Origin of the sequence: Burkholderia ubonensis (assembly GCF_001718695.1) — a bacterium.
Classification (GTDB): domain Bacteria; phylum Pseudomonadota; class Gammaproteobacteria; order Burkholderiales; family Burkholderiaceae; genus Burkholderia; species Burkholderia ubonensis_B.
The window spans coordinates 1,372,593-1,396,697 of record NZ_CP013422.1; the positions used below are offsets into that span (position 1 = coordinate 1,372,593).

At 69.9% G+C, this 24,105-nt stretch carries 18 protein-coding genes and 3 pseudogenes; 13 read left to right on the top strand and 8 right to left on the bottom strand.

The features are described from left to right. Positions 1 to 13: 13 nt before the first annotated feature. Positions 14 to 1,572: pseudogene (locus WJ35_RS25805) on the bottom strand (methyl-accepting chemotaxis protein). 221 nt (positions 1,573 to 1,793) lie between these two features. Between WJ35_RS25805 and WJ35_RS25810 the strand changes: the two are divergent. Next, a pseudogene (locus WJ35_RS25810) lies at positions 1,794 to 3,327 on the top strand (MDR family MFS transporter). 42 nt (positions 3,328 to 3,369) lie between these two features. Here WJ35_RS25810 and WJ35_RS25815 read toward each other — a convergent pair. Continuing rightward, positions 3,370 to 4,368 (bottom strand): quinone oxidoreductase family protein, encoded by a 999-nt coding sequence (locus WJ35_RS25815; RefSeq protein WP_069240314.1) that lies wholly within the window; start codon positions 4,366 to 4,368, stop codon positions 3,370 to 3,372. 125 nt (positions 4,369 to 4,493) lie between these two features. On the opposite strand from WJ35_RS25815, the gene WJ35_RS25820 reads away from it, so the two are divergent. The 4 genes from WJ35_RS25820 to WJ35_RS25835 all read left to right on the top strand — a co-directional run bounded on the left by WJ35_RS25820 (position 4,494) and on the right by WJ35_RS25835 (position 8,006). After that, complete coding sequence (locus WJ35_RS25820; protein ID WP_060233650.1) at positions 4,494 to 5,378, top strand: LysR family transcriptional regulator; 885 nt, start codon at positions 4,494 to 4,496, stop codon at positions 5,376 to 5,378. Between the two features lie 69 nt (positions 5,379 to 5,447). Further along, positions 5,448 to 6,002: a GNAT family N-acetyltransferase gene (locus WJ35_RS25825; protein ID WP_060233649.1), complete on the top strand. Its 555-nt coding sequence runs from the start codon at positions 5,448 to 5,450 to the stop codon at positions 6,000 to 6,002. Between the two features lie 57 nt (positions 6,003 to 6,059). Continuing rightward, a complete protein-coding gene (locus WJ35_RS25830) occupies positions 6,060 to 6,899 on the top strand; it encodes a MerR family transcriptional regulator (RefSeq protein WP_060233646.1) in 840 nt (279 codons plus the stop codon). Between the two features lie 126 nt (positions 6,900 to 7,025). Further along, positions 7,026 to 8,006 carry a sulfonate ABC transporter substrate-binding protein gene (locus WJ35_RS25835; RefSeq protein WP_069240315.1) on the top strand — a complete coding sequence of 327 codons (981 nt, stop codon included), beginning with the start codon at positions 7,026 to 7,028 and terminating at the stop codon, positions 8,004 to 8,006. A 192-nt stretch (positions 8,007 to 8,198) separates the two neighbouring features. On the opposite strand, the gene speB is transcribed toward WJ35_RS25835, so the two are convergent. Then, positions 8,199 to 9,161, bottom strand: a complete 963-nt coding sequence (gene speB / locus WJ35_RS25840; protein ID WP_069240316.1) for an agmatinase — start codon at positions 9,159 to 9,161, stop codon at positions 8,199 to 8,201. Positions 9,162 to 9,509: 348 nt separating this feature from the next. On the opposite strand from speB, the gene WJ35_RS25845 reads away from it, so the two are divergent. The 8 genes and pseudogenes from WJ35_RS25845 to WJ35_RS25875 all read left to right on the top strand — a co-directional run bounded on the left by WJ35_RS25845 (position 9,510) and on the right by WJ35_RS25875 (position 20,965). Then, positions 9,510 to 10,181, top strand: coding sequence for a lysoplasmalogenase (locus WJ35_RS25845; protein WP_069240317.1), 672 nt, complete (start codon positions 9,510 to 9,512; stop codon positions 10,179 to 10,181). 248 nt (positions 10,182 to 10,429) lie between these two features. Next, positions 10,430 to 12,007 (top strand): flavin-containing monooxygenase, encoded by a 1,578-nt coding sequence (locus WJ35_RS25850; RefSeq protein ID WP_060233639.1) that lies wholly within the window; start codon positions 10,430 to 10,432, stop codon positions 12,005 to 12,007. A gap of 24 nt (positions 12,008 to 12,031) precedes the next feature. After that, on the top strand, positions 12,032 to 12,973 hold the full coding sequence (locus WJ35_RS25855; protein ID WP_060233637.1) for an SDR family NAD(P)-dependent oxidoreductase: 942 nt from the start codon (positions 12,032 to 12,034) through the stop codon (positions 12,971 to 12,973). Continuing rightward, positions 12,970 to 13,875, top strand: a complete 906-nt coding sequence (locus WJ35_RS25860) for a metal-dependent hydrolase (protein ID WP_060233635.1) — start codon at positions 12,970 to 12,972, stop codon at positions 13,873 to 13,875. The genes WJ35_RS25855 and WJ35_RS25860 overlap by 4 nt, the downstream gene beginning before the upstream one ends. A gap of 4 nt (positions 13,876 to 13,879) precedes the next feature. Next, the gene (locus WJ35_RS25865; protein ID WP_069240318.1) at positions 13,880 to 14,743 is read left to right on the top strand and encodes an alpha/beta fold hydrolase; all 864 of its coding nucleotides are present in this window, start codon (positions 13,880 to 13,882) and stop codon (positions 14,741 to 14,743) included. Between the two features lie 175 nt (positions 14,744 to 14,918). Then, on the top strand, positions 14,919 to 15,818 hold the full coding sequence (locus WJ35_RS25870) for an urea transporter (RefSeq protein WP_069240319.1): 900 nt from the start codon (positions 14,919 to 14,921) through the stop codon (positions 15,816 to 15,818). Beyond that, a pseudogene (locus WJ35_RS32680) lies at positions 15,793 to 15,879 on the top strand (class II aldolase/adducin family protein); the annotation flags it as partial. The gene WJ35_RS25870 and the pseudogene WJ35_RS32680, both read left to right, overlap by 26 nt. Positions 15,880 to 16,123: 244 nt before the next feature. Next, positions 16,124 to 20,965: an NAD-glutamate dehydrogenase gene (locus WJ35_RS25875; RefSeq protein ID WP_060233626.1), complete on the top strand. Its 4,842-nt coding sequence runs from the start codon at positions 16,124 to 16,126 to the stop codon at positions 20,963 to 20,965. A 21-nt stretch (positions 20,966 to 20,986) separates the two neighbouring features. Here WJ35_RS25875 and WJ35_RS25880 read toward each other — a convergent pair whose 3' ends face one another. From WJ35_RS25880 to WJ35_RS25890, 5 genes are all read right to left on the bottom strand, one after another. After that, positions 20,987 to 21,844 (bottom strand): class I SAM-dependent methyltransferase, encoded by an 858-nt coding sequence (locus WJ35_RS25880; protein ID WP_069240320.1) that lies wholly within the window; start codon positions 21,842 to 21,844, stop codon positions 20,987 to 20,989. Then, entirely contained in the window at positions 21,841 to 22,002 is a 162-nt protein-coding gene (locus WJ35_RS31925) for a hypothetical protein (protein ID WP_166677067.1), read from the bottom strand. The genes WJ35_RS25880 and WJ35_RS31925 overlap by 4 nt, the downstream gene beginning before the upstream one ends. Position 22,003: 1 nt before the next feature. Then, positions 22,004 to 22,147 carry a hypothetical protein gene (locus tag WJ35_RS31930; RefSeq protein WP_166677068.1) on the bottom strand — a complete coding sequence of 48 codons (144 nt, stop codon included), beginning with the start codon at positions 22,145 to 22,147 and terminating at the stop codon, positions 22,004 to 22,006. Positions 22,148 to 22,249: 102 nt separating this feature from the next. Further along, the gene (locus WJ35_RS25885) at positions 22,250 to 23,083 is read right to left on the bottom strand and encodes an arylamine N-acetyltransferase family protein (protein ID WP_069240321.1); all 834 of its coding nucleotides are present in this window, start codon (positions 23,081 to 23,083) and stop codon (positions 22,250 to 22,252) included. Between the two features lie 115 nt (positions 23,084 to 23,198). Then, positions 23,199 to 23,891 carry a hypothetical protein gene (locus tag WJ35_RS25890; protein ID WP_069240322.1) on the bottom strand — a complete coding sequence of 231 codons (693 nt, stop codon included), beginning with the start codon at positions 23,889 to 23,891 and terminating at the stop codon, positions 23,199 to 23,201. Between the last annotated feature and the right edge of the window lie 214 nt (positions 23,892 to 24,105).

Consider the following 24,105-nt stretch of genomic DNA (forward strand, 5'->3'; position numbering starts at 1 on the left):
CTGGCAAACCCGCTTACGCGACCCGGAACGCGCCGACCGCGCGGCGCAGGCCATCGGCCTGCTCTTCAAGCGAAGCGGCGGCCGCCGCCGCCTCTTCGACGAGTGCCGCGTTCTGCTGCGACACCTGATCCATCTGCGACACCGCGAGGTTCACCTGCTCGATCCCGTCGCGCTGCTCGTTCGACGCCGCCGCGATCTCGGACATGATGCTGGTCACGCGCGCGATCGCCTGCTGGATGTCCTGCATCGTCGCGCCGGCCACGCCGACGAGCCGCGAGCCGTTCGCGACGCGCTCGACCGATTCGCCGATCAGCGTGCGGATCTCCTTCGCCGCGGTGGCCGAGCGCTGCGCGAGCGTGCGCACCTCGCCCGCGACCACCGCGAAGCCGCGGCCCTGCTCGCCCGCGCGCGCCGCTTCCACGGCGGCATTCAGCGCGAGGATGTTGGTCTGGAACGCAATCCCTTCGATCGTGCCGATGATGTCGGCAACCTTCTGCGAACTCTGGTCGATCTCGTTCATCGTGCCGATCACCTCGCCGACGACCGTCGCCCCCTTCGCCGCGATCTCGGACGCGCTGTCCGCGCACGCCTGCGCTTCGGCCGCGTTGTCGGCGTTCTGCTTCACCGTCGCCGTCAGCTGCTCCATGCTCGCGGCCGTCTCCTCGAGCGCGGCGGCCTGCTCCTCGGTGCGCTGCGACAGGTCGGTGTTGCCTGCGGCAATCTGATGCGTCGCGGTAACGATCGCCTCGGAACCTCGCGTGACCTGGCGCACGGTGTCGGCCAGGCTGGACTGCATGCCCTGCACGCCCTTGACCAGTTCGGCCATCTCGTCGCGCGACGCCCAGCGCACCTCCGAGGTCAGGTCGCCGTCCGACAGGCGGCGGAAGTGCGCCAGCAGCCGCGCGAGCGGCTGCGAGATCGCGAAATGCAGGCCGATCGCGCAGCCAAGGCATGCCGCGAGGCCGAACGCGATGCCGGCGACCGCGCCCATGCGCAGCCATTCGTAATACGTCTGCGCCGTGTCGAACACCTCCTTGCCGCGCGCCACCTGGAATGCGTCGAGCGCATCGGTCGCCTGCGTGAGCGCGACCGACAGCGGCGGCGCGACCGTCATCAGCAGCCGGTCGGCCTCGTCGCGGCGGCCGGCCCGGATCGCGTCGGACATCGGCTTGAGCGCCTGCCCGATCAGCGCCTGGCGCGCGGCGTCCATGCGGCCGGCAAGCCGCTCTCGTCGCCGTCGTGCGGCATCGCCGCGTAGGCGCGCCACGCGGCGTCCGCCTTCGCCAGGTAGTTGTCCGCCTTCGACAGCAGATCCGGCACTTCGGGCGCCTCGGGATGCAGCATCGCGCGGTCGAGCGTCGTGCGCACGATCGTCAGGTTCAGGGTCGCCGCGGACAGCGCCGTCTTCGAGGCCAGCTGGCCAGAATACGCCTCTTCGAGCGCGCGGTTCGAGCTTTGCATGCCGGCAAGGCCGATCAGCCCGGAAATGACGAGCAGGCCCGCGACCAGGCCAAGCGTGGAGAAGATCCGGGTCCGGATCGTGAATCGGGAAAACAGGGCGTTCAGGTTCATGACGGAACGTGGGCGGTAAAAAAAGTCTCGCGGCGATCGGTGCGCAGCATTTTGTATTACGGATTGCCTGCAGAAAACTTGAGTCCGGCCCCTTTCGTTCCGTGATTTACGTCAAATTCGGCGCCCTGCATCGTCTTCCTGTTACGCCTGAAACAATTAAGGTATGAGCAGAAATTGACCAGGCAACCTTTAGCCTCTATATTCCCGAACAATTCACTGCCATGGCAGATATCCCCATGCAAACCGAAACCGTCCCCCACTCGCCGGCCGCCGACACAGCCCGCCGCGACACGCCCGTCGGGCTGATCATCGCCGCGCTGCTGCTCGTGATGCTGCTGTCCGCGCTCGACCAGACCATCGTGTCCACCGCGCTGCCGACGATCGTCGGCGAGCTCGGCGGGCTCGACCAGCTGTCGTGGGTCGTGACCGCGTACCTGCTGTCGTCCACCGTCGTGCTGCCGCTGTACGGCAAGCTCGGCGACCTGTACGGCCGCAAGATCGTGCTGCAGGCGGCGATCGTGCTGTTCCTGGCCGGCTCGGTGCTCTGCGGCGTCGCGCAGGACATGACGCAGCTGATCGTGCTGCGCGCGCTGCAGGGGCTCGGCGGCGGCGGCCTGATGGTGGTCACGATGGCCGCGATCGGCGACCTGATCCCGCCAGACGAGCGCGGCCGGCCGCTACCAGGGGATGCTCGGCGGCGTGTACGGCCTCGCGACGATCGTCGGGCCGCTGCTCGGCGGCTTCCTCGTCGAGCACCTGTCGTGGCGCTGGATCTTCTATATCAACCTGCCGCTCGGCTTCGTCGCGCTCGCGGTGATCGGCGTCGCGTTCAAGCCGAACGCCGCGCACGTGAAGCACCGGATCGACTACCTGGGCGCCGCGTTCCTCGCGACCGCCCTCACCTGCATCATCCTGTTCACGAGCGAAGGCGGCTCGCTGCTGCCGTGGTCGTCGCCGCAGCTGTGGATGACGCTCGTGCTCGGCATCGTCGCGATCGGCGGGTTCGTCTACGAGGAGCGGCTCGCCGTGGAGCCGATCATGCCGCTCGCGCTGTTCCGCCACCGCACTTTCGTGCTGTGCAGCCTGATCGGCTTCGTCGTCGGCATCGCGCTGTTCGGCTCGGTCACGTTCATTCCGCTGTACCTGCAGGTCGTGAAAGGCTCGACGCCGTCGCAGGCCGGGATGCAGCTGCTGCCGATGATGGGCGGGATGCTCGCGATGTCGGTGGCGAGCGGCCGCCTGATCTCGCGGTTCGGCCGGTACCGCGCGTTTCCGATCGCGGGGACGCTCGTCGGCGGCGTCGCGATGGCGCTGCTGTCCACGCTGTCGCTCGCCACGCCGCTGAGCACGATGTACGGCTACATGGCGCTGCTCGGCATCGGGCTCGGGATGGTGATGCCGGTGCTCGTGCTCGCGGTGCAGAACACGATCGATTTCCGCCACATGGGCGTCGCGACGTCGGGCGTCACGCTGTTCCGCTCGATCGGCGGCTCGCTCGGCGTCGCGGCATTCGGCGCGCTGTTCTCGAACGGGCTGCAGACGCGGCTCGCGAATACGCTGCCGGCCGGCGCCGAGCTGCCGCCGTCGCTCGGCCCGGCCGCCGTGCACCGGTTGCCGGACGCGGTGCGCGACGCGTACCTGCACGCGTTCGCGGGGTCGCTGCACGTCGTGTATCTCGCGGCGGCGGCCGTGATCGCGATCGCGTTCGTGCTCGCGTGGTTCGTCGAGGACGCGCCGCTGCGCAAGCACGCGTGAACGGGGGAGCGGGCATGGGCCTGCCGGCTTGCCCACGCCCCGTCACGGCACCAGCACCACCGCCCCCGTCGTCGCCCGCGCTTCCAGCATCCGGTGCGCATCGGCCGCCTGCCCGAGCGGCAGCCGTGCGCCGATCTCGACGCGCATCCCGCCCGCCAGCCGCTCGAGCGTCACGCGCGCGGCTTCCCGGTAGCCGGCGACGTCGCGCGCGATGAAGCCGAGCACGCTCGGCCGTGCCAGCGCGATCGAGCGCGCCGGCCCGAGTTCGTCGAGATCGATCGTCTGGCGCGCGCCGACCGCGGCAACCTGCCCGATGCTCGCGACCATCCCGAACGGCCTGACCGCGCCGAGCGTGCGGGTCAGCACGTCGCCGCCGATCCCGTCGATCGCGTAGTCGACGCCGGCGCCGCCGCCGAACGCGCGCGCCGCCGCGACGAAATCGTCGTCGCGATACGCCACCACCGCTTCCGCGCCACATGCACGCACGAGCGCGGCCTTGGCCGCCGATCCGACCGTGCCGATCACGCGCGCGCCGAGCGCGCTCGCCCACTGCGTGACCAGCAGGCCGACGCCGCCGGCCGCCGCGTGGACGAGCACGCTGTCGCCGGCCGCCACCTGCCGCACGCGGTGCAACAGCATGTAGACGGTGATCCCCTTCAACAGGCCGCCGGCCACCGTTTCGTCGCTCACGCCGTCTGGCACCGGCACCACGCGCTCGGCGGGCAGCGTGCGCAGGCTCGCGTAGCTGCCGGTCGGCAAGCCCGCGTATGCGACGCGCTGGCCGGCGACGACGGCGTCCACGCCCGGCCCGACCGCGTCGATCACGCCCGCCGCCTCGACACCCAGCACGCCCGGCAGCGCCGGCAGCGGATGCGCGCCGCTGCGGAAATAGATATCGACGAAATTCACGCCGACCGCGGTCTGGCGAATCCGCACCTCGCCCGCGCCGGGCGGCGCAACGTGCGCCTCCACGCGGCGCAGCACGCCGGCGTCGCCATGGCGGTCGATCCCGATGCGGATCGCGGTTTCAGTTCGGGTCATGGCATTCCTCGCGTTCGTATGAAGTGACGCGATGATCCCATCGTGCATAATCGAGCGGAATTCCCATTTCCCGCCCACTTCCTGTGCAAAATTCGACCGATCCATCCAGCGGTTCCGCGCCGGCGATGAGCTGGGACGACATCCGCTACTTCCTCGCGGTGATGCGCGGCGGCAGCCTGTCGGCCGCCGCGCGGGCGCTGCGGGTCCAGCATTCGACGGTCGCGCGGCGCATCGACGCGCTGGAGCACGCGCTCGGCATCCGGCTGTTCGATCGGCTGCCGCGCGGCTGGCCGCCGACCGACGAAGGCCTGCATCTGGCCGCGCACGCCGCGCGCCTCGAAGCGGACGCGCATGCGTTCGCGCGCGCGGCGCAGGGCGCGGCGGACCTGGACGGCGTCGTGCGCGTGTCGGCGTCGCCGGTCTTCGCGAGCCACTTCCTCGCGCCGCGGCTCGCGCGGGCGCAGCGCGCGTGGCCCCGGCTGCGGATCGACCTGATCGGCGAGATGCACGCGGCCAACCTGTACGCGCGCGAAGCCGACCTCGCGGTGCGCCTGTCGCGTCCGCAGGAGCCGGGGCTCGCCGCGCGCCGGCTCGGCACGATGCGCTTCGTGCTGTGCGCGACGCCCGATTGGGCCGCCGCCCCGCCCGACACGTGGCAGTTTCTCGGTTACGACGACGCGCTCGCGCAGACGCCGCAGCAGCAATGGCTCGAACGGTTCGCGGCCGGACGCCGCTTCGCGTTCGTGTCGAACGATCTGGCGACGCTGCACCGCGCGTGCCTGGCCGGCGCGGGCATTGCGCTGCTGCCGCGCTTTCTAATTGATGGCTCGCTTGAGTCAACTGCCTCGCCCCCGCCCGCGTCGCTCGTCGAGCTGACGTCGACGCCCCGCTGCGACATCGAGCGCGAGATCTGGCTCGTCGTGCACCCGGACGTGCGCCGCTCGCCGCGCGTGCAGACCGTCGCGGACGCGATCGCCGACGCGATCCGCGCGGCCGACGGCGCGCTGTAGCGCCCGGGCCCCCTTTACCGGTTTGCCGTCCGAACTCATAGTAGAGGCCTCACGCGCCATCACACCGCCATGCCCACCACTCCCGACACCGTTTCATGCATCGTCCGCGACTCGACCGACGGCGACCTCGACGCGATCCAAGCGATCTACGCGCACCACGTGCGCCACAGTGTCGCGTCGTTCGAGGAGACCCCGCCCGACGTCGCCGAGCTACGCGCACGCCGCGACACGGTGCTGCGCCACGGCCTGCCGCACCTCGTCGCCGAGCACGACGGCCGGGTCGCCGGCTACACGTACGCGACGCCGTACCGTACGCGCAGCGCCTACCGCTACACGATCGAGGACTCGATCTACATCGACGACGCACGGCGCGGACGCGGCATCGGGCGGGCGTTGCTCGCGGCGTTGATCGCACGCTGCGAAGCCGGCCCCTGGCGGCAGATGGTTGCGGTGATCGCCGACGGCGGCACCGGCGGCTCGACGTCGCTGCATCGCGCGTTCGGCTTCGAGCCGATCGGCACGCTGAAGGCGGTCGGCTTCAAGCACGGCCGCTGGATCGACACCGCGCTGCTGCAGCGGCCGCTCGGCGAAGGCGCGCACGACGCGCCCCGCCCCCGCCCGTAACCGGCCCGCGCCGGCCTGTCATCTCCGAAGCGCACCCCGTCGCGCTAGAATGGCCGCATGCCAAAACCGACTCACACCACACCTGACGAGGCCGCTGCGGAGACCCGCAACGAGTACACGGTCGACGAGCTCGCGCGCGTGTCCGACACCACCGTGCGCAACGTCCGCGCGTACCAGGATCGCGGCCTGCTCGCGCCGCCCGAGAAGCGCGGCCGCGTCGGCATCTACGACGACACGCACGTCGCCCGCCTGAAGGTCATCAACCATCTGCTGGCGCGCGGCTACACGCTGTCGAACATCCAGGACCTGATCATGGCGATCGACGAGGGCCACGACCTGCGCTCGATCCTCGGCCTGGAAAACGCGATCGGCGGCCGCTGGTCGCACGAGCGGCCGAAGACGTACTCGCTCGCCGCGCTCGCGCAGATGTTCGGCCCGCAAACGCCCGCGCAGCTCGCGCGCGTGACCGAGCTCGGCCTGCTCGAGCGGCACGGCCTGTCGTTCGTCGCGAAGAGCCCCGCGCTGCTCGAGGCGGCGGCCGCGATGGCGAAGGAAGGCATTCCGCCGCGCGAGCTGCTCGACATGATCAGCGTCGCGCGCCCGCATTTCGACGCGATCGCGCGGCTGCTGGTCGATCTCGTCGTGAAGCGGCTCGACCGCTACGACGCCGGCGCGCTGCCGCCGCCGACCGACGTGCCCGCGCTCGTCGACGCGATCTGGCGCCTGCGCCCGCTCGCGGCCGTGTTCGTCGAAGGCGAGATGAACCGCGCGCTCGAAACCGCGGCGAGCGCGTACCTCGGCGGCCGCGTCGCGACCATCCTCGACAGGAAGCTCAGCGACGAGGCCGCGCGGCAGGCCGGCGCGCCCGATCGGCAAGGCGACGGCGACAAAGCATAGGCGCGCCGGCGTCATATTGATATCGGCAATGCTTCGTTGGTCGCCGATATCGCCCATGCGACGATTCTTCCAACCGAGCGGCACACCCGCCGCTCGCCCGAAGACGTTTCGCATGGAGTCCGCAAGATGATTCGTTTCACCCGCTGGATCACCCGCACCGCTGCCGCGACGCTCGTCGCGGTTTCCGCCGCATCTACGTTCGCGCAAGGCGGCGCCGACCCGGTCGTGCGCATCGGCTATCAGAAGGCCGGCCTGCTGTCGGTCGTCAAGGCGCAAGGCGCGCTCGAGACGCGGCTCAAGCCGCTCGGCTACCGCGTCCAGTGGTTCGAATTCCCGGCGGGCCCGCAACTGCTCGAAGCGCTGAATGCGAACAGCATCGACTTCGGCTATACCGGCGCGCCGCCGCCCGTGTTCGCGCAGGCGGCCGGCGTGCGCTTCGTGTACGTCGGCGCGGAGCCGCCGGCGCCGCACAACGAGGCGGTGGTCGTGAAGCCCGATTCGCCGATCAAGTCGGTGGCCGACTTGCGCGGCAAGAAAGTCGCACTGCAGAAGGGCTCCAGCGCGAACTACCTGCTGCTGAAGGCGCTGCAGAAAGCCGGCGTGCGCTACGACGAGATCCGTCCGGTCTACCTGCCGCCCGCCGACGCGCGCGCCGCGTTCGAAAGCGGCAACGTCGATGCGTGGGCGATCTGGGATCCCTATTACGCGGCCGCGCAGGACACGCTGAAGGTCCGCACGCTGTCCGATTACACGGGCCTCACGCCGACCAGCAACTTCTACGAGGCGACGCGCACGTTCGCCGAACAGCATGCGGACGTGGTCGGCACGATCCTGCAGCAGGCGCGCGCGACCGGCCTGTGGGTCAACGGGCATCCGGCCGAGACCGCCGCGCTGCTCGCGCCGAAGGTCGGCCTGTCCGAGCCGCTCGTCGAGGCGTGGATCAAGCGCGTGCCGTTCGGCGCGGTGCCGATCGACGAGAACATCGTGGCCGTGCAGCAGCGCGTGGCCGACGCGTTTTATGCAGCGAAGCTGATTCCGCAGAAGCTGAGCGTGGCGGAGAATGCGTGGACGGACAAGCGCGTGGCGACCGCGCTGGCGGCGAAGTAATACACGCGGCGGCATCCGCTCGAATCAGGCCGACGGGCGCCCTGCCCGTCGGCCTTCGTGCTTCATCGGTGCCGCGCGCTGCGATACACGCGCTCTGCGTCTGCTGTGCGGACGTCGCACGCAAGCCGCCATCGGCGAACGCTCGCGGCCACCGACCTTGCCGGCTGCGCGACGCGCGCACGACGCGCCACCTCAGCGTCCAGCCACCTTCTTCTGGCGCCACAGACACAGCAGATCGCATGCGACGTGCGCGGCCGCGATCGCCGTGATGTCCGCATGGTCGTAGGCCGGCGCGACCTCGACCACATCCGCGCCGATCAGATCCACCGCGCCGAGCCCGCGCACGATCGCCAGCGCCTGCGCGGACGACAGCCCGCCGGCAACCGGCGTGCCCGTGCCCGGCGCAAAGGCCGGATCGAGGCAGTCGATGTCGAACGTCAGATAGGCAGGCCGCGCGCCGACGATCCCGACGATGCGCTCGACCGCCGCGCGCGCGCCATGGTCATGCACCCACGCGGCATCGAGCCGCTCGATGCCGAGGAAGTCGTCGTTCCACGTGCGGATGCCGACCTGCACCGACGTCGCCGGATCGATCAGCCCTTCCTTCACCGCCTTGTAGAACATCGTGCCGTGATTGAGGCTGTCCGGTTCGTCGTCGGCCCAGGTATCGCAATGCGCGTCGAAATGAATCAGCGACAGCGGACGGCCGTAGCGCTCCGCATGCGCGACCAGCAGCGGATAGGTGATGAAGTGGTCGCCGCCGAGCGTGAGCATCTTCGCGCCCGAGCGCAGGATCGTGCGCGCATGCTCGACGATCGCCGGCTTGATCGACAGCGGATTGTGCGCGTCGAACCAGCAGTCGCCGTAGTCGACGGCCGCGAGATCGTCGAACGGGTCGAAGCCCCACGGATACGGATGCAGCTCCGCGAGCTGCACGCTCGCCGCGCGGATCGCGGCCGGCCCGAGCCGCGCGCCGGAGCGATAGGTCGTCGCGAGATCGAGCGGCACGCCGGAAATCGCGACGTCGACGCCGTCGAGCACACGCGAATAGTTGCGGCGCATGAACGACAGCACGCCCGCGTAGGTGTTCTCGATCGACGAGCCGTACGGCGTCGTGCGACGGATCGCGCCGTCGCCATGCAGAAGTTCGGTCATGGTGGAACCTGTCATGCGTGGAATGCGTGGAGGCCGTCCTGCGCAATGGCGCGGGCCGGGCACGGGTTCATCGGGCTCGCACCGGCGCGCATCGCTACGCACGGCCGGGCGGGACAACGTCAATACCGGAAGCGAGCATAGCAAGGCGGACCGCAACCCTTGCCCCGGCGCGACCGGGGCAACGTGCAAAAAAACCGCTTGGTCACGCCGCTCGCGCGCCGTCGTTTCCTAGAGGGATTCGCCGGTTTTCGCGCGCCGTTTGTTCCCGATAATGCGTGCAGCCGCGCGCTCGCCCGCGCGCCGTCCATCGCAAACCATCGCAGACCACCACGATCCGGAGACACCGCGTTGATCGCCACGCTTCCCGCCGCCTATCGCCGCCTCTGGCCGCTCGCCGTCGCCGCCGCGCTCGCGTACGGCCTGTCGCTCGCCGCCGCACCCTATCCCGGCCAAGCCGCCGCGAAGGCCGCGATGGGCGTGCTGCTGCTCGCGGCGGCCTGGGCGTGCGACGCGCCGCGCGAACGCGCGTGGTTGTGCGCGGCGCTCGCGGCCGCCGTGCTCGGCGACGTGCTGCTCGCGCTGCCCGGCTGGCCGCCGTCGTTCGTCGGCGGGCTCGGCGCGTTCCTGCTCACGCATCTGGGCTATTGCGCGATTTTCCTGCGCTGGCGCGCGCGCCCGCACGGCTGGCGCGTCGGCGCTTCGATCGCGCTGTGGATCGCGGCGGCCGCCTGCTACGTCGCGTTCTTCGCACACCTCGGCGATCTGCTCGTACCGGTGGCCATCTACATGCTCGTGCTGTGCGCGATGGCGAGCTTCGCGCTCGCCGCACGCACCCGCGGCCCGCTCGTCGCACTCGGCAGCCTGATCTTCGTCGGCTCCGACACGCTGATCGGCGTCGGCCGCTTCCTCGGCGGATTCGCCGGCATCGACTACCTGATCTGGGCGCTGTATGCGCTCGCGCAGGTCACGATCGTCGCCGGGGTTTTCCATGAGACGACGGGCGCAACGATCCGGCCCTGAGCGTGTTTCAAACGGGCGGCCGCCGACCGGCTCTCATCTGGCCGCGCGGCCGAACACCGCCGGCGGGTGCTTGCGGCCCTCCCGCACCGCCGCAACACCACACCGTTCCAAACGGCGCAAACCCTTCTGCCACGCGGCTTCCGGCCATTAGAGCCCATCGTCTAGCCCCTTGCGGTTTCCAGGTTCACCCACTATCGTTACATCGAACAATGTAACATTCTAAAATGAGCCATAACGGAGACACCCGGATGAATGCTCGCGCGTTGCCTTTCGGCCCCCCTGATCACGACGGCCCCGACGAAACCGTCGACATCGCCATCATCGGCACCGGCTTTGCCGGTCTCGGGATGGCCATTCGTCTGCGGCAGACGGGCGTGACCGATTTCGTCGTGCTCGAGAAGGCGGCGTCGGTCGGCGGCACGTGGCGCGACAACCATTACCCCGGGTGTGCATGCGACGTGCAATCGCACGTCTACTCGTTCTCGTTCGCGCCGAACCCGCGCTGGACGCGCATGTTCGCGCCGCAGCCGGAGATCCGCGCGTATCTCGAAGACTGCGTGCAGCGCTTCGGGATCGGCGCGCACCTGCGCCTGAACCACGAGCTGCAGCGCGCCGAGTACGACGAGACCGCGCAGCGCTGGCGCCTCGCGTTCGCGAGCGGCAAGCGGCTGTCAGCTCGCGTGCTGGTGTCGGGGATGGGCGGCCTGTCGCGCGCGGCGCTGCCGGCGATCCCCGGCGTCGAGACCTTCAAGGGCCGCGCGTTCCACTCGCAGCAGTGGGACCACGACTATTCGCTCGACGGCAAGCGCGTCGCGGTGATCGGCACCGGTGCGAGCGCGATCCAGTTCGTCCCGCAGATCGCGCCGCGCGTGAAGGCGCTCGCGCTGTTCCAGCGCACGCCGCCGTGGATCATGCCGAAGCCCGACCGCAACGTGACGAAGCTCGAGCAGTGGCTGTTCCGCACGCTGCCGTTCACGCAGAAGGCCGTGAGGAGCGGCATCTACTGGATGCTCGAATCGCGCGTGCTCGGCTTCGCGATCCATCCGTCGCTGATGAGGAACGTGCAGAAGCTCGCGCTGCGCCATATCAGGAAGCAGATTCCCGATCCGGACCTGCGCCGCGCCGTGACGCCGGACTACACGCTCGGCTGCAAGCGCGTGCTGATCTCGAACGACTACTACCCGGCGCTGTCGCGCAAGAACGTCGACGTGGTCACGACCGGCATCGAGCGGATCGAGGAAAACGCAGTCGTCACGACCGACGGCAAGCGCCACGAAGTCGACTGCCTGATCTACGGCACCGGCTTCCAGGTTGCCGATCCGTTTCCGCGCGGCGCGATCGTCGGCCGCGGCGGCCTCGACATCGTCGATGCGTGGCGCGACGGCGCGCATGCGTATCTCGGCACGACGCTGCCCGGCTATCCGAACTTCTTCATGCTCGTCGGCCCGAACACCGGCCTCGGCCACAGCTCGATGGTGTTCATGATCGAGTCGCAGATCGAGTACATCCTCGGCGCGCTGCAGGCGATGCGCCGCGAGCGCGCGGACGCGATCGAGGTGCGCCCCCTCGTCGAGGCGCGGTTCAACCACGACCTGCAGGGCCGGCTGAAGAAGGCGATCTGGTCGACGGGCGGCTGCAAGAGCTGGTATCTCGACCCGCGCACCGGCAAGAACACGACGCTGTGGCCGGGCTTCACGTGGCGCTTCCGGCAGGCGACCGCGCGCTTCTCGATGGCCGACTACCACGCGTACGGCATCCCGCAACACGACACGGCCGCGCGGCCGATCGCCGCGCCCGCCGCTTCCGCTTCCGCCGAAGCGGCCTGAGCCTCGAACAGGAGCCCAACAGACATGAGAGATTTCGCCAACAAGGTCGCCGCGATCACCGGCGCGGGCTCCGGCATGGGCCGCGCGCTCGCGGTGCAGCTCGCGCAGGCCGGCTGCCACGTGGCGCTCGCCGACAAGAACGCGGTCGGCCTCGCCGAAACCGAACGGATCGTCCGCACGGTCGCGCCGGGCGTGAGCGTGACGACGCGCGTGCTGGACGTCGGCGACCGCGCCGCGATGTTCGCATGGGCCGACGACACCGCGCACGAACACGGCAAGGTCAACCTGATCTTCAACAACGCGGGCGTCGCGCTGTCGAGCACGATCGACGGGATGGAATACAGCGATCTCGAATGGATCGTGAACATCAACTTCTGGGGCGTCGTGCACGGCACGAAGGCGTTCCTGCCGCATCTGAAAGCGTCCGGCGACGGTCACGTGATCAACACGTCGAGCATCTTCGGGATCTTCGCGCAGCCGGGCATGAGCGGCTACAACGCGACCAAGTACGCGGTGCGCGGCTTCACCGAATCGCTGCGCCAGGAGCTCGACATGATGAACTGCGGCGTGTCGGCGACCTGCGTGCATCCGGGCGGCATCCGCACCAACATCGCGCAGTCGAGCCGCGTCGCGAAGAACATGGTCGGCTTCATGGTCGAGAGCGAGCAACAGGGCAAGGACGCGTTCGAGAAATTCTTCATCACCACCGCCGACGACGCCGCGCGCACGATTCTCGCCGGCGTGCGCCGGAACAAGCGCCGCGTGCTGATCGGCCGCGACGCGCGCGGCGCCGACTGGCTCGCGCGCATCCTGCCGGCTGCATATCAGGCACTGGTTGTGTTCGCAACCAGGCACGAGGCCGCGAAAGCGCGCCGCCGCGCCGCGCGCGCCCCGGCCGCACCCGCGCCCGCACCGGCCCACGCAACGTACAACAACGCTGGCAATCAGGGAGGAGAACAATCATGACGACACCGCAGATGATGCCCGTGCGGCGCGACATCCGTTTCGCGCTGCCCCCGGAGCGCGCGCGCGACTGGCATGTCCAGGGCGTGCCCGTCACCCACTTCATGAACGCACTGTCGCTGCTGTTCCCGGCCGGCGAACGGTTCTTCATGGACTCGGTGCGCAACTACCGCGACCGGATCGACGACCCGGAACTGAAGAAGCAGGTAATGGGCTTCATCGGCCAGGAGGCGATGCACACGCGCGAGCACATCGAGTACAACGACCTGCTGCAGGCGTCGGGGCTGCCCGCGCACAAGCTCGACAAGCGCCTGTGGGCGATCCTCGGCTGGTTCAAGAAGGTGCTGCCGCATTCGATGCAGCTCGCGATCACGATCGCGCTCGAGCACTACACGGCGATTCTCGCGAACCAGCTGCTGTCGGGCCACGAGCACCGGATCGACGGCTCCGTCGAGGGCTACCAGCAGATGTGGATGTGGCACGCGATGGAAGAGACCGAGCACAAGGCCGTCTCATACGACGTGTGGAACGCCGTGATGAAGCCGGGCCTCGGCAGCTACCTGCTGCGCACCGGCACGATGCTGACGACGACCTTGATGTTCTGGACGATCGTGTTCGACTTCCACGTGCGCCTGATGCTCGCGCATCGGCGCCGTCACGGCAAATTCAGCGGCATGTGGCGGCTCGTGAAGTACCTGTACAGCCCGAGGAATGGCGTGTTCCCGAGCATCGCGCGAGAATGGCTCGACTACTTCCGGCCGGGCTTCCATCCATGGGACCACGACAACCACCAGTACCTGCAGGGGCTCGACACGCTGCTCGCGAACATCGACGCGACCAACGCGCGCTACGCCGCGCAGGCCGCGCCGCGCCGCGTGCCGCTGCATCCCGTCCCGCAGGCGTGACGCGATGGCGCGCGCAAGCGAGATGCTGACCGTCCAGTTCGGCGACGTGAAGCTCGCCGTCTACGCGAGCGGCTCGCGCCGCGCGCCGCCGGTGATCCTCGTGCACGGCTACCCCGATTCCGCGAGGGTGTGGGAGCCGGTCCGCGCGCGGCTCGCGAAACGCTACCGCGTGATTGCGTACGACGTGCGCGGCGCGGGCGCCTCCGACGCGCCGCGCCGCCGCGCCGACTACACGCTCGCGCGGCTCGCCGACGATTTGAGGGCCGTCGCCGACGCCACCTGCGGCGGCCGGCCGTTCCACCTCGTCGGCCACGACTGGGGGTCGATCCAGTGCTGGGAAGCCGTGACCGATCCGGCGTTGCGCGGGCGCATCGCGTCGTACACGTCGATCTCCGGGCCGTGCCTCGACCATGTGTTCCGCGCGAGGATGCGGCTCAGGCAGAGCCTGAAGTCGTGGTACATCGCGTTCTTCCACCTGCCGCTCGTGCCGTCGCTGGTGTGGCGGCTCGGCGGCGCGGCGCTGTGGCCGCCCTGGCTGCAGCTCACCGAACGGGTTCGCCCCGAGCGCGACCCGGCGCAGTTGAAGAACGCGCTGAACGGCATGCAGATGTACCGCGCGAACTTCATCGCGCGGGCCCGGCGGCCGCGCGAGCGTCACGCGCAGGCGCCGGTGCAGATCCTCGTGCCGGTGCGCGACCGCTACGTGACGCCGGAGATGTCGGCCGGCCTCGACCGCTGGCTCGGCGAGCACGTGCGCGAGGAAATCGACGGCGCGCACTGGATCGTGTTGCGCGACCCCGACCTGATCGCGGCGCGGATCGAACGATTCGCGACCATGCATGAAAGGCGCGCGGTCACGGTCGCATAAGCGGGCGCAGGGGCGCACGGGCGGGCGATGAGCGGTAGCGGCAATTCAGTGCCGCCAGGCGTGTCGTAATCGGCCACGTCTGCGCCCGACGACAAATTCCCGGTATCCGGAATACCCCGTTCCGAAGCGGCGGTTGGTGTCCTATGCTCGCGGCTCGCCCTGTTCGTCCGCTGCCATGCCTACCGCCCATTCAGCCAGCCCGTCGATCGACCTGCGCATCCTGCTGCGCAGCCTCGGGCAGATCGTGCTGCAGGCGCACGCGCTGACGGGCGCGCTGCTGCTCGCCGCGCTGGCGCTCACCGACGCGCGGCTCGCGTGCGCGGCGCTGCTCGGCGCGGCCGTCGCGAACCTGACGGCGGCGCTGAGCGGCGCCGCGCATTGCGACGTCGAACAGGGCCGGCACGGCTTCAACGGCGCGCTCGCCGCGCTGGCCGCCGTTTCGTTTGCGCCTGCTCCGCTCGCGGCGCTCGCGCTCGCGCTCGCGCCGTCGGCCGCGCTCGGCGCAGCGCTCGTGCAGCGCGCGCTGCGCCGGCCGCTCGAAAAGTGGCGCCAGTGCCCGTATTCGAGCCCGTGCCTTGCCGTCACCGCGCTGTGGCTGCCGTTTGTCGCGGTGCAACACCCGATCGACGCCGCGACGAGCGCGACGCTGACGCCTGCGTCGATCGCGTGCGCACTGTCGTCCGGTATCGCGCAGGCCGCCTTCGCGCAAGGCGCATGGGCCGGCGCGCTGATCGTCGCCGGGCTCGCCGCCGCGTCGCGCCGCGCGGCCGCGTTCGCGCTCGGCGGCGCGGCCGTGTCGTCCGCGCTGCTGATCGCGCTCGGCGCCAGCGGCGCGGCGTTCGACGCCGGCCAGCTCGGCGTCAACGGCGCGCTCGCCGCGCTTGCGCTGATGCCGCGCGGCACCCGCACGGCGCTCGCCGCAGCCGCGCTCGCCGCGTTGCTCCAGTGGCTCGCGATGCGTGTGGGCCTCGTCGCGCTCACCGCGCCGTTCGCGCTCGCATCGTGGGTCACGGTGGCCGTCGCGCGGCGCTTCCCCCTCGGAGAAACCGATGTCGTCATTCGCTCACCGTCCTGACGCCGTCACGCCCGGCGGCCCGATCTCGGCTGCCGGGTTCCGGCTGCGAGCCGCGCTCGCTGTACATCGCGCTCACCGACATGAAAAAGGACAACCGCGCGACGGGCGGCAAGCTGTGGAGCGACGCGGGCTGACAGTCGCCGCGCGGCCGCGTGACCCTATCGGCCGGCACGCAGCATGCGGCGCTCTGCGCAGGCCGCCGTTGTGCGTCCGCACATCGCGCGGTGACGCGATCGGCACACCAATCGGCGCATAATGCCGAACACACCCGCAGCAGCCGATGGCCACCCGTCCAGGAGACCGCCATGGAAGCGAAGAACGAAGAAGTCGTCGCACACCTGCTCTCCGACGTCGTCGAATTCGCGCGCGAGCGCTTGCCCGAGGCGACGTTCCGGATCGTCGAACCCTTCCTCCGCCATTACTACGACTTCGTCGACGCCGACGACCTGCAAAGCCGCGGCATCGCCGATCTGTACGGTGCCGCGATGGCGCACTGGCAAACCGCCCAGAAATTCGTGCCCGGCAGCGAGCGGCTGCGCGTGTACAACCCGATCCTCGAACAGCACGGCTGGCACTCCGATCACACGGTGATCGAAATCGTCAACGACGACATGCCGTTCCTCGTCGATTCGGTGTCGATGGCCGTCAACCGCCTCGGCCTCGCGCTGCACTCGGCGATGCACCCCGTGTTCCGGATCTGGCGCGGCAAGAACGGCAATATCGAGCGCGCCGACGTGGGCGGCCTCGCGACCGACGACGGGCACTCGCAGCTCGCGTCGTTCATTCATTTCGAGGTCGACCGGTGCGGCGACGCGGCGATGCTCGACTCGCTGCGCAACGACATCGCACGCGTGCTCGGCGACGTGCGCGCGTCGGTCGAGGACTGGCCGAAGATCGTCGACATCGCGCGCAGCACGATCAAGGAGATGAAGGCGCGCGAGACGAGCGCCGAAGACATCGAGGCGCGCGCGTTCCTCGAATGGATGGTGGCCGACCATTTCACGTTCCTCGGGCAGCGCGACTACGCGCTCGTGTCGCACGGCGCCGGCTTCGCGCTGCGCGGCGTCGAAGGCTCGGGCTTCGGCATCCTGCGCGAAGCGCTGCGCGCGCCCGGCACGCCGGACCTGACGCCGCTGCCGCCCGCCGCGGCGGAAATCATCCACGGCGCCTGGCCGATCTTCCTGACCAAGGCGAACTCGCGCGCGACCGTGCACCGCCCCGGCTATCTCGACTACGTCGGCGTCAAGCTGCTCGGCCCCGACGGCAAGGTCTGCGGCGAGCGGCGCTTCATCGGGCTCTACACGTCGACCGCGTACATGGTGTCCAGCTCGGAAATCCCGATCGTGCGGCGCAAGTGCGCGAACATCGTGCGGCGCGCAGGCTTTCTGCCGAAAGGCCATCTCGGCAAGACGCTCGTGACGGTGCTCGAAACCTATCCGCGCGACGAGCTGTTCCAGGCCGACGAAGACCAGCTTTACGACATCGCGCTCGGCGTGCTGCGGCTGCAGGAGCATCAGCGCACGCGCCTGTTCGTGCGACGCGACCGCTTCGACCGCTTCGTGTCGTGCCTCGTGTACGTGCCGCGCGACAAGTACACCACCGACCTGCGCCGGCGCATCGCGCGGCTGCTCGTCGACGCGTTCAAGGGCATCAACGTCGAATTCACGCCGCTGCTGTCGGAATCCGCGATCGCGCGGATTCACTTCGTCGTGCACGCGGAACCGGGCACGATGCCCGACGTCGATACACGCGAGCTCGAAACGCGCCTCATCCAGGTCACGCGCCGCTGGCAGGACGACCTGTCGGACGCGCTGCTCGACGCGTTCGGCGAGGAGCAAGGCAACCGCCTGCTGCAGCGCTATGCCGATTCGTTCCCGGCCGGCTACCGCGACGACTATCCGGCGCGCACCGCGGTGCGCGACATCGAACTGATCGAGCGCGTGAACGGCACCGAGCGCCTCGCGATGAACCTGTACCGGCCGATCGAGGCCGAAGCGCGCGCGTTCCGCTTCAAGGTCTACCGCTCCGGCGAGCCGATCGCGCTGTCGCGCAGCCTGCCGATGCTCGAACACCTCGGCGTGCGCGTCGACGAGGAACGGCCGTACCGGATCCAGGCGCAGGGTGGCGCGCCCGCGTGGGTGCACGATTTCGGCCTCGAAATGGCGGACGACACCGAGTTCGACATCGAGCGCGTGAAGGGGCTGTTCGAGGACGCGTTCGACCGGATCTGGAGCGGCCTGATCGAGAACGACGATTTCAACCGGCTCGTGCTGCGCGCGCACCTGAGCGCGCGCGAAGTCACGATCCTGCGCGCGTATGCGAAGTACCTGCGGCAGGTCGGCTCGACGTTCAGCGATGCGTACATCGAGCGCGCGCTGACCGGCAATCCGGCGATCGCGCGGCAGCTCGTCGAGCTGTTCGTCGTGCGTTTCGATCCGCGCATCGGCAGCCCGCGCGACGCGCAGGCCGAGCGGCTGCTGAAGGCGATCGAGACCGCGCTCGACCAGGTGCCGAATCTCGACGAGGACCGGATCCTGCGCCAGTTCCTCGGCGTGATCAACGCGACCGAGCGCACCAACTACTACCGGCACGACGCCGACGGCGAGCCCAAGCCGTACCTGTCGTTCAAGTTCGATCCGGCGAAAGTGCCCGGCCTGCCCGAGCCGAAGCCGATGTTCGAGATCTGGGTGTATTCGCCGCGCGTCGAGGGCGTGCACCTGCGCGGCGGGCGCGTCGCGCGCGGCGGCCTGCGCTGGTCCGACCGCCGCGAGGATTTCCGCACCGAGGTGCTCGGCCTGATGAAGGCGCAGATGGTGAAGAACGTCGTGATCGTGCCGGTCGGCTCGAAAGGCGGCTTCGTCGTGAAGAACCCGCCGCCGCCGAGCGACCGCGAGGCGTGGATGCGCGAAGGCGTCGCGTGCTACCAGACGTTCCTGCGCGGCCTGCTCGACCTGACCGACAACCTCGCCGGCAATGCGGTCGAGCCGCCGCCCGACGTCGTGCGGCACGATCCCGACGATCCGTATCTCGTCGTCGCGGCCGACAAGGGCACGGCCACCTTCTCCGACTACGCGAACGCGATCTCGCACGAATACGGCTTCTGGCTCGACGATGCATTCGCGTCGGGCGGCTCGGTCGGCTACGACCACAAGAAGATGGCGATCACCGCGCGCGGCGCGTGGGAGTCGGTCAAGCGGCATTTCCGCGAGATGGGCGTCGACACGCAGACGACCGACTTCACGGTGGTCGGCGTCGGCGACATGTCGGGCGACGTGTTCGGCAACGGCATGCTGCTGTCGCCGCACATCCGGCTCGTCGCGGCGTTCGACCACCGGCACGTGTTCCTCGACCCGAACCCCGATCCGGCCGCGAGCTTCGCGGAGCGCGCGCGGCTGTTCGCGCTCGAGCGTTCGAGCTGGGCCGACTATGATTCGGCGGCAATCTCCACGGGCGGCGGCGTCTATCCGCGCACCGCGAAGACGATCCCGCTGTCCGCCGCGGTGCAGGCCGCGCTCGGCATCGACGCGGCCGCGCTCGCGCCGAACGAGCTGATCCGCGCGATCCTGCAGGCGCCGGTCGACCTGCTGTACAACGGCGGGATCGGCACCTACGTGAAGGCGGCCCGCGAGACCAACGCGCAGGTCGGCGACCGCGCGAACGACGCGGTGCGCGTGAACGGCTCGGACCTGCGCTGCAAAGTCGTCGGCGAAGGCGGCAACCTCGGCTTCACGCAGTTCGGGCGCATCGAGTTCGCGCAGCATGGCGGACGCATCAACACCGACGCGATCGACAACTCGGCCGGCGTCGACTGTTCGGATCACGAAGTCAACATCAAGATCCTGCTCGGGCTGGTCGTCACCGACGGCGAGATGACCGAAAAGCAGCGCAACGCGCTGCTCGCCGAAATGACCGACGAGGTCGGGCTGCTCGTGCTGCGCGACAACTACTACCAGACCCAGGCGCTGTCGATCGCGGGCCGCTATACGGTCGAGCTGCTCGATGCCGAGGCGCGCCTGATGCGCTGGCTCCAACGCGCGGGGCGCCTGAACCGCGTGATCGAGTTCCTGCCGACCGACGACGACGTCGCCGAGCGCCAGGCCGCGAAGCTCGGCCTCACGTCGCCGGAGCGCGCGGTGCTGCTCGCGTACAGCAAGATGTGGCTGTACGACGCGCTGCTCGAATCCGACGTGCCGGAAGACCCGCTGGTCGCCGGCATGCTGGTCGACTATTTCCCGAAGCCGCTGCAGCAGCGCTTCAGCGAACCGATGCGCCGCCATCCGCTGCGCCGCGAGATCCTCGCGACCCACCTGACGAACGCGCTCGTCAACCGGGTCGGCTGCGCGTTCGTGCACCGTCTGATGGAGGAAACCGACGCGCAACCCGGCGACATCGTGCGCGCGTGCATCATGGCGCGCGACGTGTTCGATCTCGACGCGGTCTGGCGCGACATCGATGCGCTCGACAACCGCGTTGCCGACGACGTGCAGGCGCGCATGTTCGTCGACGTCGCGCGGCTGCTCGAACGCGCGGCGCTGTGGTTCCTGCGGCACCTGCAGGCGGGCGCGATCGGCGACGGCGGCGTCGGCGAACTGCTCGCGCGCTGCCGCGACGCCGCCGAGCGGCTGGCGCCGCAACTGCCGGCGCTGCTGCCGGCGGCCGATCTCGACGCGCTGTCCGAGCGGCAGCGCGTGCTGGTCGACGCGGGCGTCGACAGCGCGCTCGCGGTGCGCGTCGCGAGCGGCGACATCTCGGCTGCGCTGCTCGACATCGCCGAGGTGGCCGCGACCTGCAACCGCAGCCTGGAGCTCGTCGCGGGCGTGTACTTCGCGCTCGGCACGCAGCTCAACTACGGCTGGATCAGCGAGCGCGCGGCGGCGCTGCCGACGCCCACGCACTGGGACATGATGGCGCGCGCGGCGGCGCTCGCGGACGTCGCGCGCCTCAAGCGCGCGCTGACGACGAGCGCGCTCGGCGAAGCCGCCGAAACGGCGACGCCGGAGGCGATCGTCGACGCGTGGCGCGCACGGCGCGACGCCGCGCTCGAGCGCTATGCGCATCTGCTCGCCGACCTGCGCGCGACGGGCGGCGCGAGCCTCGCCGTGCTGCTCGTGATCGTGCGGGAGATGGCGGTGCTCGAACGCGCGTGACGGGCGGCAACGCGACGGGCGTCAGACCGTCGCGACGAGCAGCTCTTCGGCGTTGTTCGGCGGCCGCAGGCCGTCGGCACGGCCGGCGAAATAGCGGCGCGCGAGCGCGTCGGCCGACACGTGCTCGGCGCGCGCGAAGCCGGCGGCCGTCGCGAGCGCACGGATTTCGTCCGGCATGAAGAAGCTGATGAACGGCGTGCCGCTCGCGCGCGCGCCCTGCTCGGCCATCTCGAGCCCCGGCCGCACGTCCGGGTCCGCATGCTCGAGCGGCAGCAGGAACGTCATCGCGAGCGTCGTGCCGCGCGCGAGCGACGCGACTTCGCGCAACGCCGCCGCGTTCGCTTCGCGCGTCAGGTACATGCTGACGCCGGTGGACACCACGACCGCCGGCTTGCCCGCGTCGAAACCGGCGCGCACCAGCGCGTCGCGCCACGACTGCTTCGCCTCGAAATCGACCGGCACGAGATGCAGCCATTCCGGCACGCCGAAACCGAGCTCGACGAGCCGGCGGCGCTTCCACGCTTGCGGCGCGGGCGGATCGACTTCGAAGACGGTCACGCGCGACGCCATCTCCGGCCGGCGCTGCGCGAAGGTGTCGAGGCCCGCGCCGAGCAGCACGTACTGGCTCACGCCCTGCGCGGCCTGCTCGACGACGAGGTCTTCGATGAAGCGCGCCCGCGCGACGATCGACGCGCGAAACGGCCGCGTGAACTGCGGGTCCATGTCGCCGCGCTGCTGCCAGCCGGGCGCCGGCGCGAGCAGGCGCAAGCCGATTTCGTCGGCGAGCACGTGCGGCGGCGCGTCGAGCTCGACGTGCAGCGCGCGCCACAGCGCGACGCGCGCGGCGGTGCTGTCGGGTGCTGCTTTCGCATCGCTCATCGCCGTCCCCTCACGCGGCCGGCTGGCGCGGCGCCTGCAAGCGAGTTGTTGTGATCGGTCTCGAATTCCAGCGTGAACGCCGGCGCCGGGAAGAACTTCGCCGACTTGCCCCAGTTGTGCGTGGTGAGATACGCCGCTTCGATTCGCTCGGACGACATGTCATTCCTCCTCGGCAGGCGGCCGCCCCGACTGCGGCGCGGCCAGATAGGCGCGCAATGCGTCGGCCACCAGCGCGGACGACGACTGCTGCGCTTCGATGGCCCGGAACTTGCCCTGCCGGATCAGGCTGAGCGGCAGGTACACGTTGAACTGCTTCCCTTCTTCGTCGCTCGTGATTGCCAGCGTGCTGGCAAAATAGCAAAAGTCAAACGCCGAGGCACGGCCCCACGGCCGCGCAATCCGCGTTCAGATGTTGCCGGCCCGCGCGGCAACCCGCGCGAACAGCGCGTCGAGATCGAAGCCCGTCGTGTCGATCCCGATCGTGTCGCGCAGGCACGCGCTCCACGCAGCCGCGTCGTCGAACGTGACGGTGCGCCCGGCGCCGGCCGCGTCGCGCAGCGTCAGCACGGTGTTGAACAGCGCCGCGCGGCCGGTCGGCAGCACGCGGCAAGCGATCAGGTCGTTGACGAACAGCGAATCGGGATACGTCGACGTGAACCAGCTCGCGCTCTCGTAATCGATCCATTCGGCCCGCTTCAGCGAGAACCTGTAGGTCGTCTGCCAGCCGTCCGGCGTCTCGCACTGCATGTCGAGCTCGCCCGCGACCGGCGCGTCGACGACGCGGAACGCGCCGTGCGGCGTCAGCTGGCGCTCGCCCGGCAGATGACGCAGCGGCGCGGTCAGCGTCGCCGTGCCGAAGCCGATGTCCGCGAACCACGCGGCATCGTCGAGATCGACGCGCAGCAGCATGTGCGTCTGCGCGGTGACGTCTTCCGGCGCCCGCATCCAGCGCACGCGCGCAATCAGCGGCGTGACGCGAAAGCCGATGTGCGTGAGCACGGTGTAGAACAGCTTGTTCAGTTCGAAGCAGTAGCCGCCGCGCCGCCGCTCGACCAGCTTGTCGACGATTGCGGGCAAGTCGAGCGCGACGCGCGCGCCGGTCAGCGGATTGAGGTTTTCGAACGGGATCGCCTGCGGATGCAGCAGGTGGACGCGGCGCAGCACGTCGAGGGTCGGCGCGACGGGGCCGTCGTAGCCGATGCGGGTGAAATAGCGTGAGAGGTCGAACGAGTCAGTCATGAAGCGGCACCGGAAGCGGAGAACACGTCACGATAGCATCGCGCGAAATCCCCGGGTTGCACGGGGCCATCGCGCGCAGCGGCGGCGCGCGCAGCGGCGGCGCGCGCCGCCGGCGTTACGGCAGCAGCTTCAGCGCCGACGTCGCGACCGACGGCACCGAGATGCCCTGGCTCGTCGCGAACTGGACCGCCTGGCTCAGCGTCGCCGCGAGCGACTGCAGCTGGCCGGGTACGCTTTGCGCGATATACGACGCGGCCTGCGCGTTCTGCGGATTCAGGCCCGCCTGCAGCAGCTCGGCCGGGTTCGTCGAGCCGAGGCCGCCGAGCCCCGACTGCAGCTGCGAATACTGCGTGAGGCCCTGGCCGAGCGATGCGAGGCCGTTGCTGAACGCCTGCTTGTCGACCGGGCCGTGCGCGGCGCCGCCGGTCGCGAACGCCTGGCCCAGCGCCTGCGACACCGATTGCTGCGCGCCGCCCATCTGCGACAGCGCGGCCGGCGTGAGCACGTTGCCGCCGCTGCTGCCCAGCAGGCTCGCCGCCTGCCGCGCCTGGCCGGCCGCGCCGGTGAGCCCCATCGCCGACGCGAGCGACGACTGCCCCGCCAGCACCTGCTGATTCGCGCCGACATACGCCTGCAGCAGTTGCCCGATCGCGCCCTGCGCCGGCGCCGCCTGCTGCTGCCCGCCGCCGAGCAGCGATGCGCCCAGCGATTGAAGGTCGAGCTGCGCGTGCGCGGCGCCGCTCAGCAGCGCGCCGCAAACGGCGCCTGCCCACGCCAGACGCTTGCCCGTCGCGCGAATCCTGTTCATGTCCTGTTCTCCCGTGCCGGAATGATGAGGCGGATATTTTCGAAGCCCGCTACGCGACGCCGCAACGATTGATACACATCGATACGAAATCGCCAGTGACGGGCGTGCGCATTCGCGCGCAACCGCTGCGCGATATCGGGGCCGCTTCGGCATTCGTTCCTTTTGCGCAGCAATACCGGCGGTCGGCGCGGCCCGCCCTTGCGCACGATGGCCG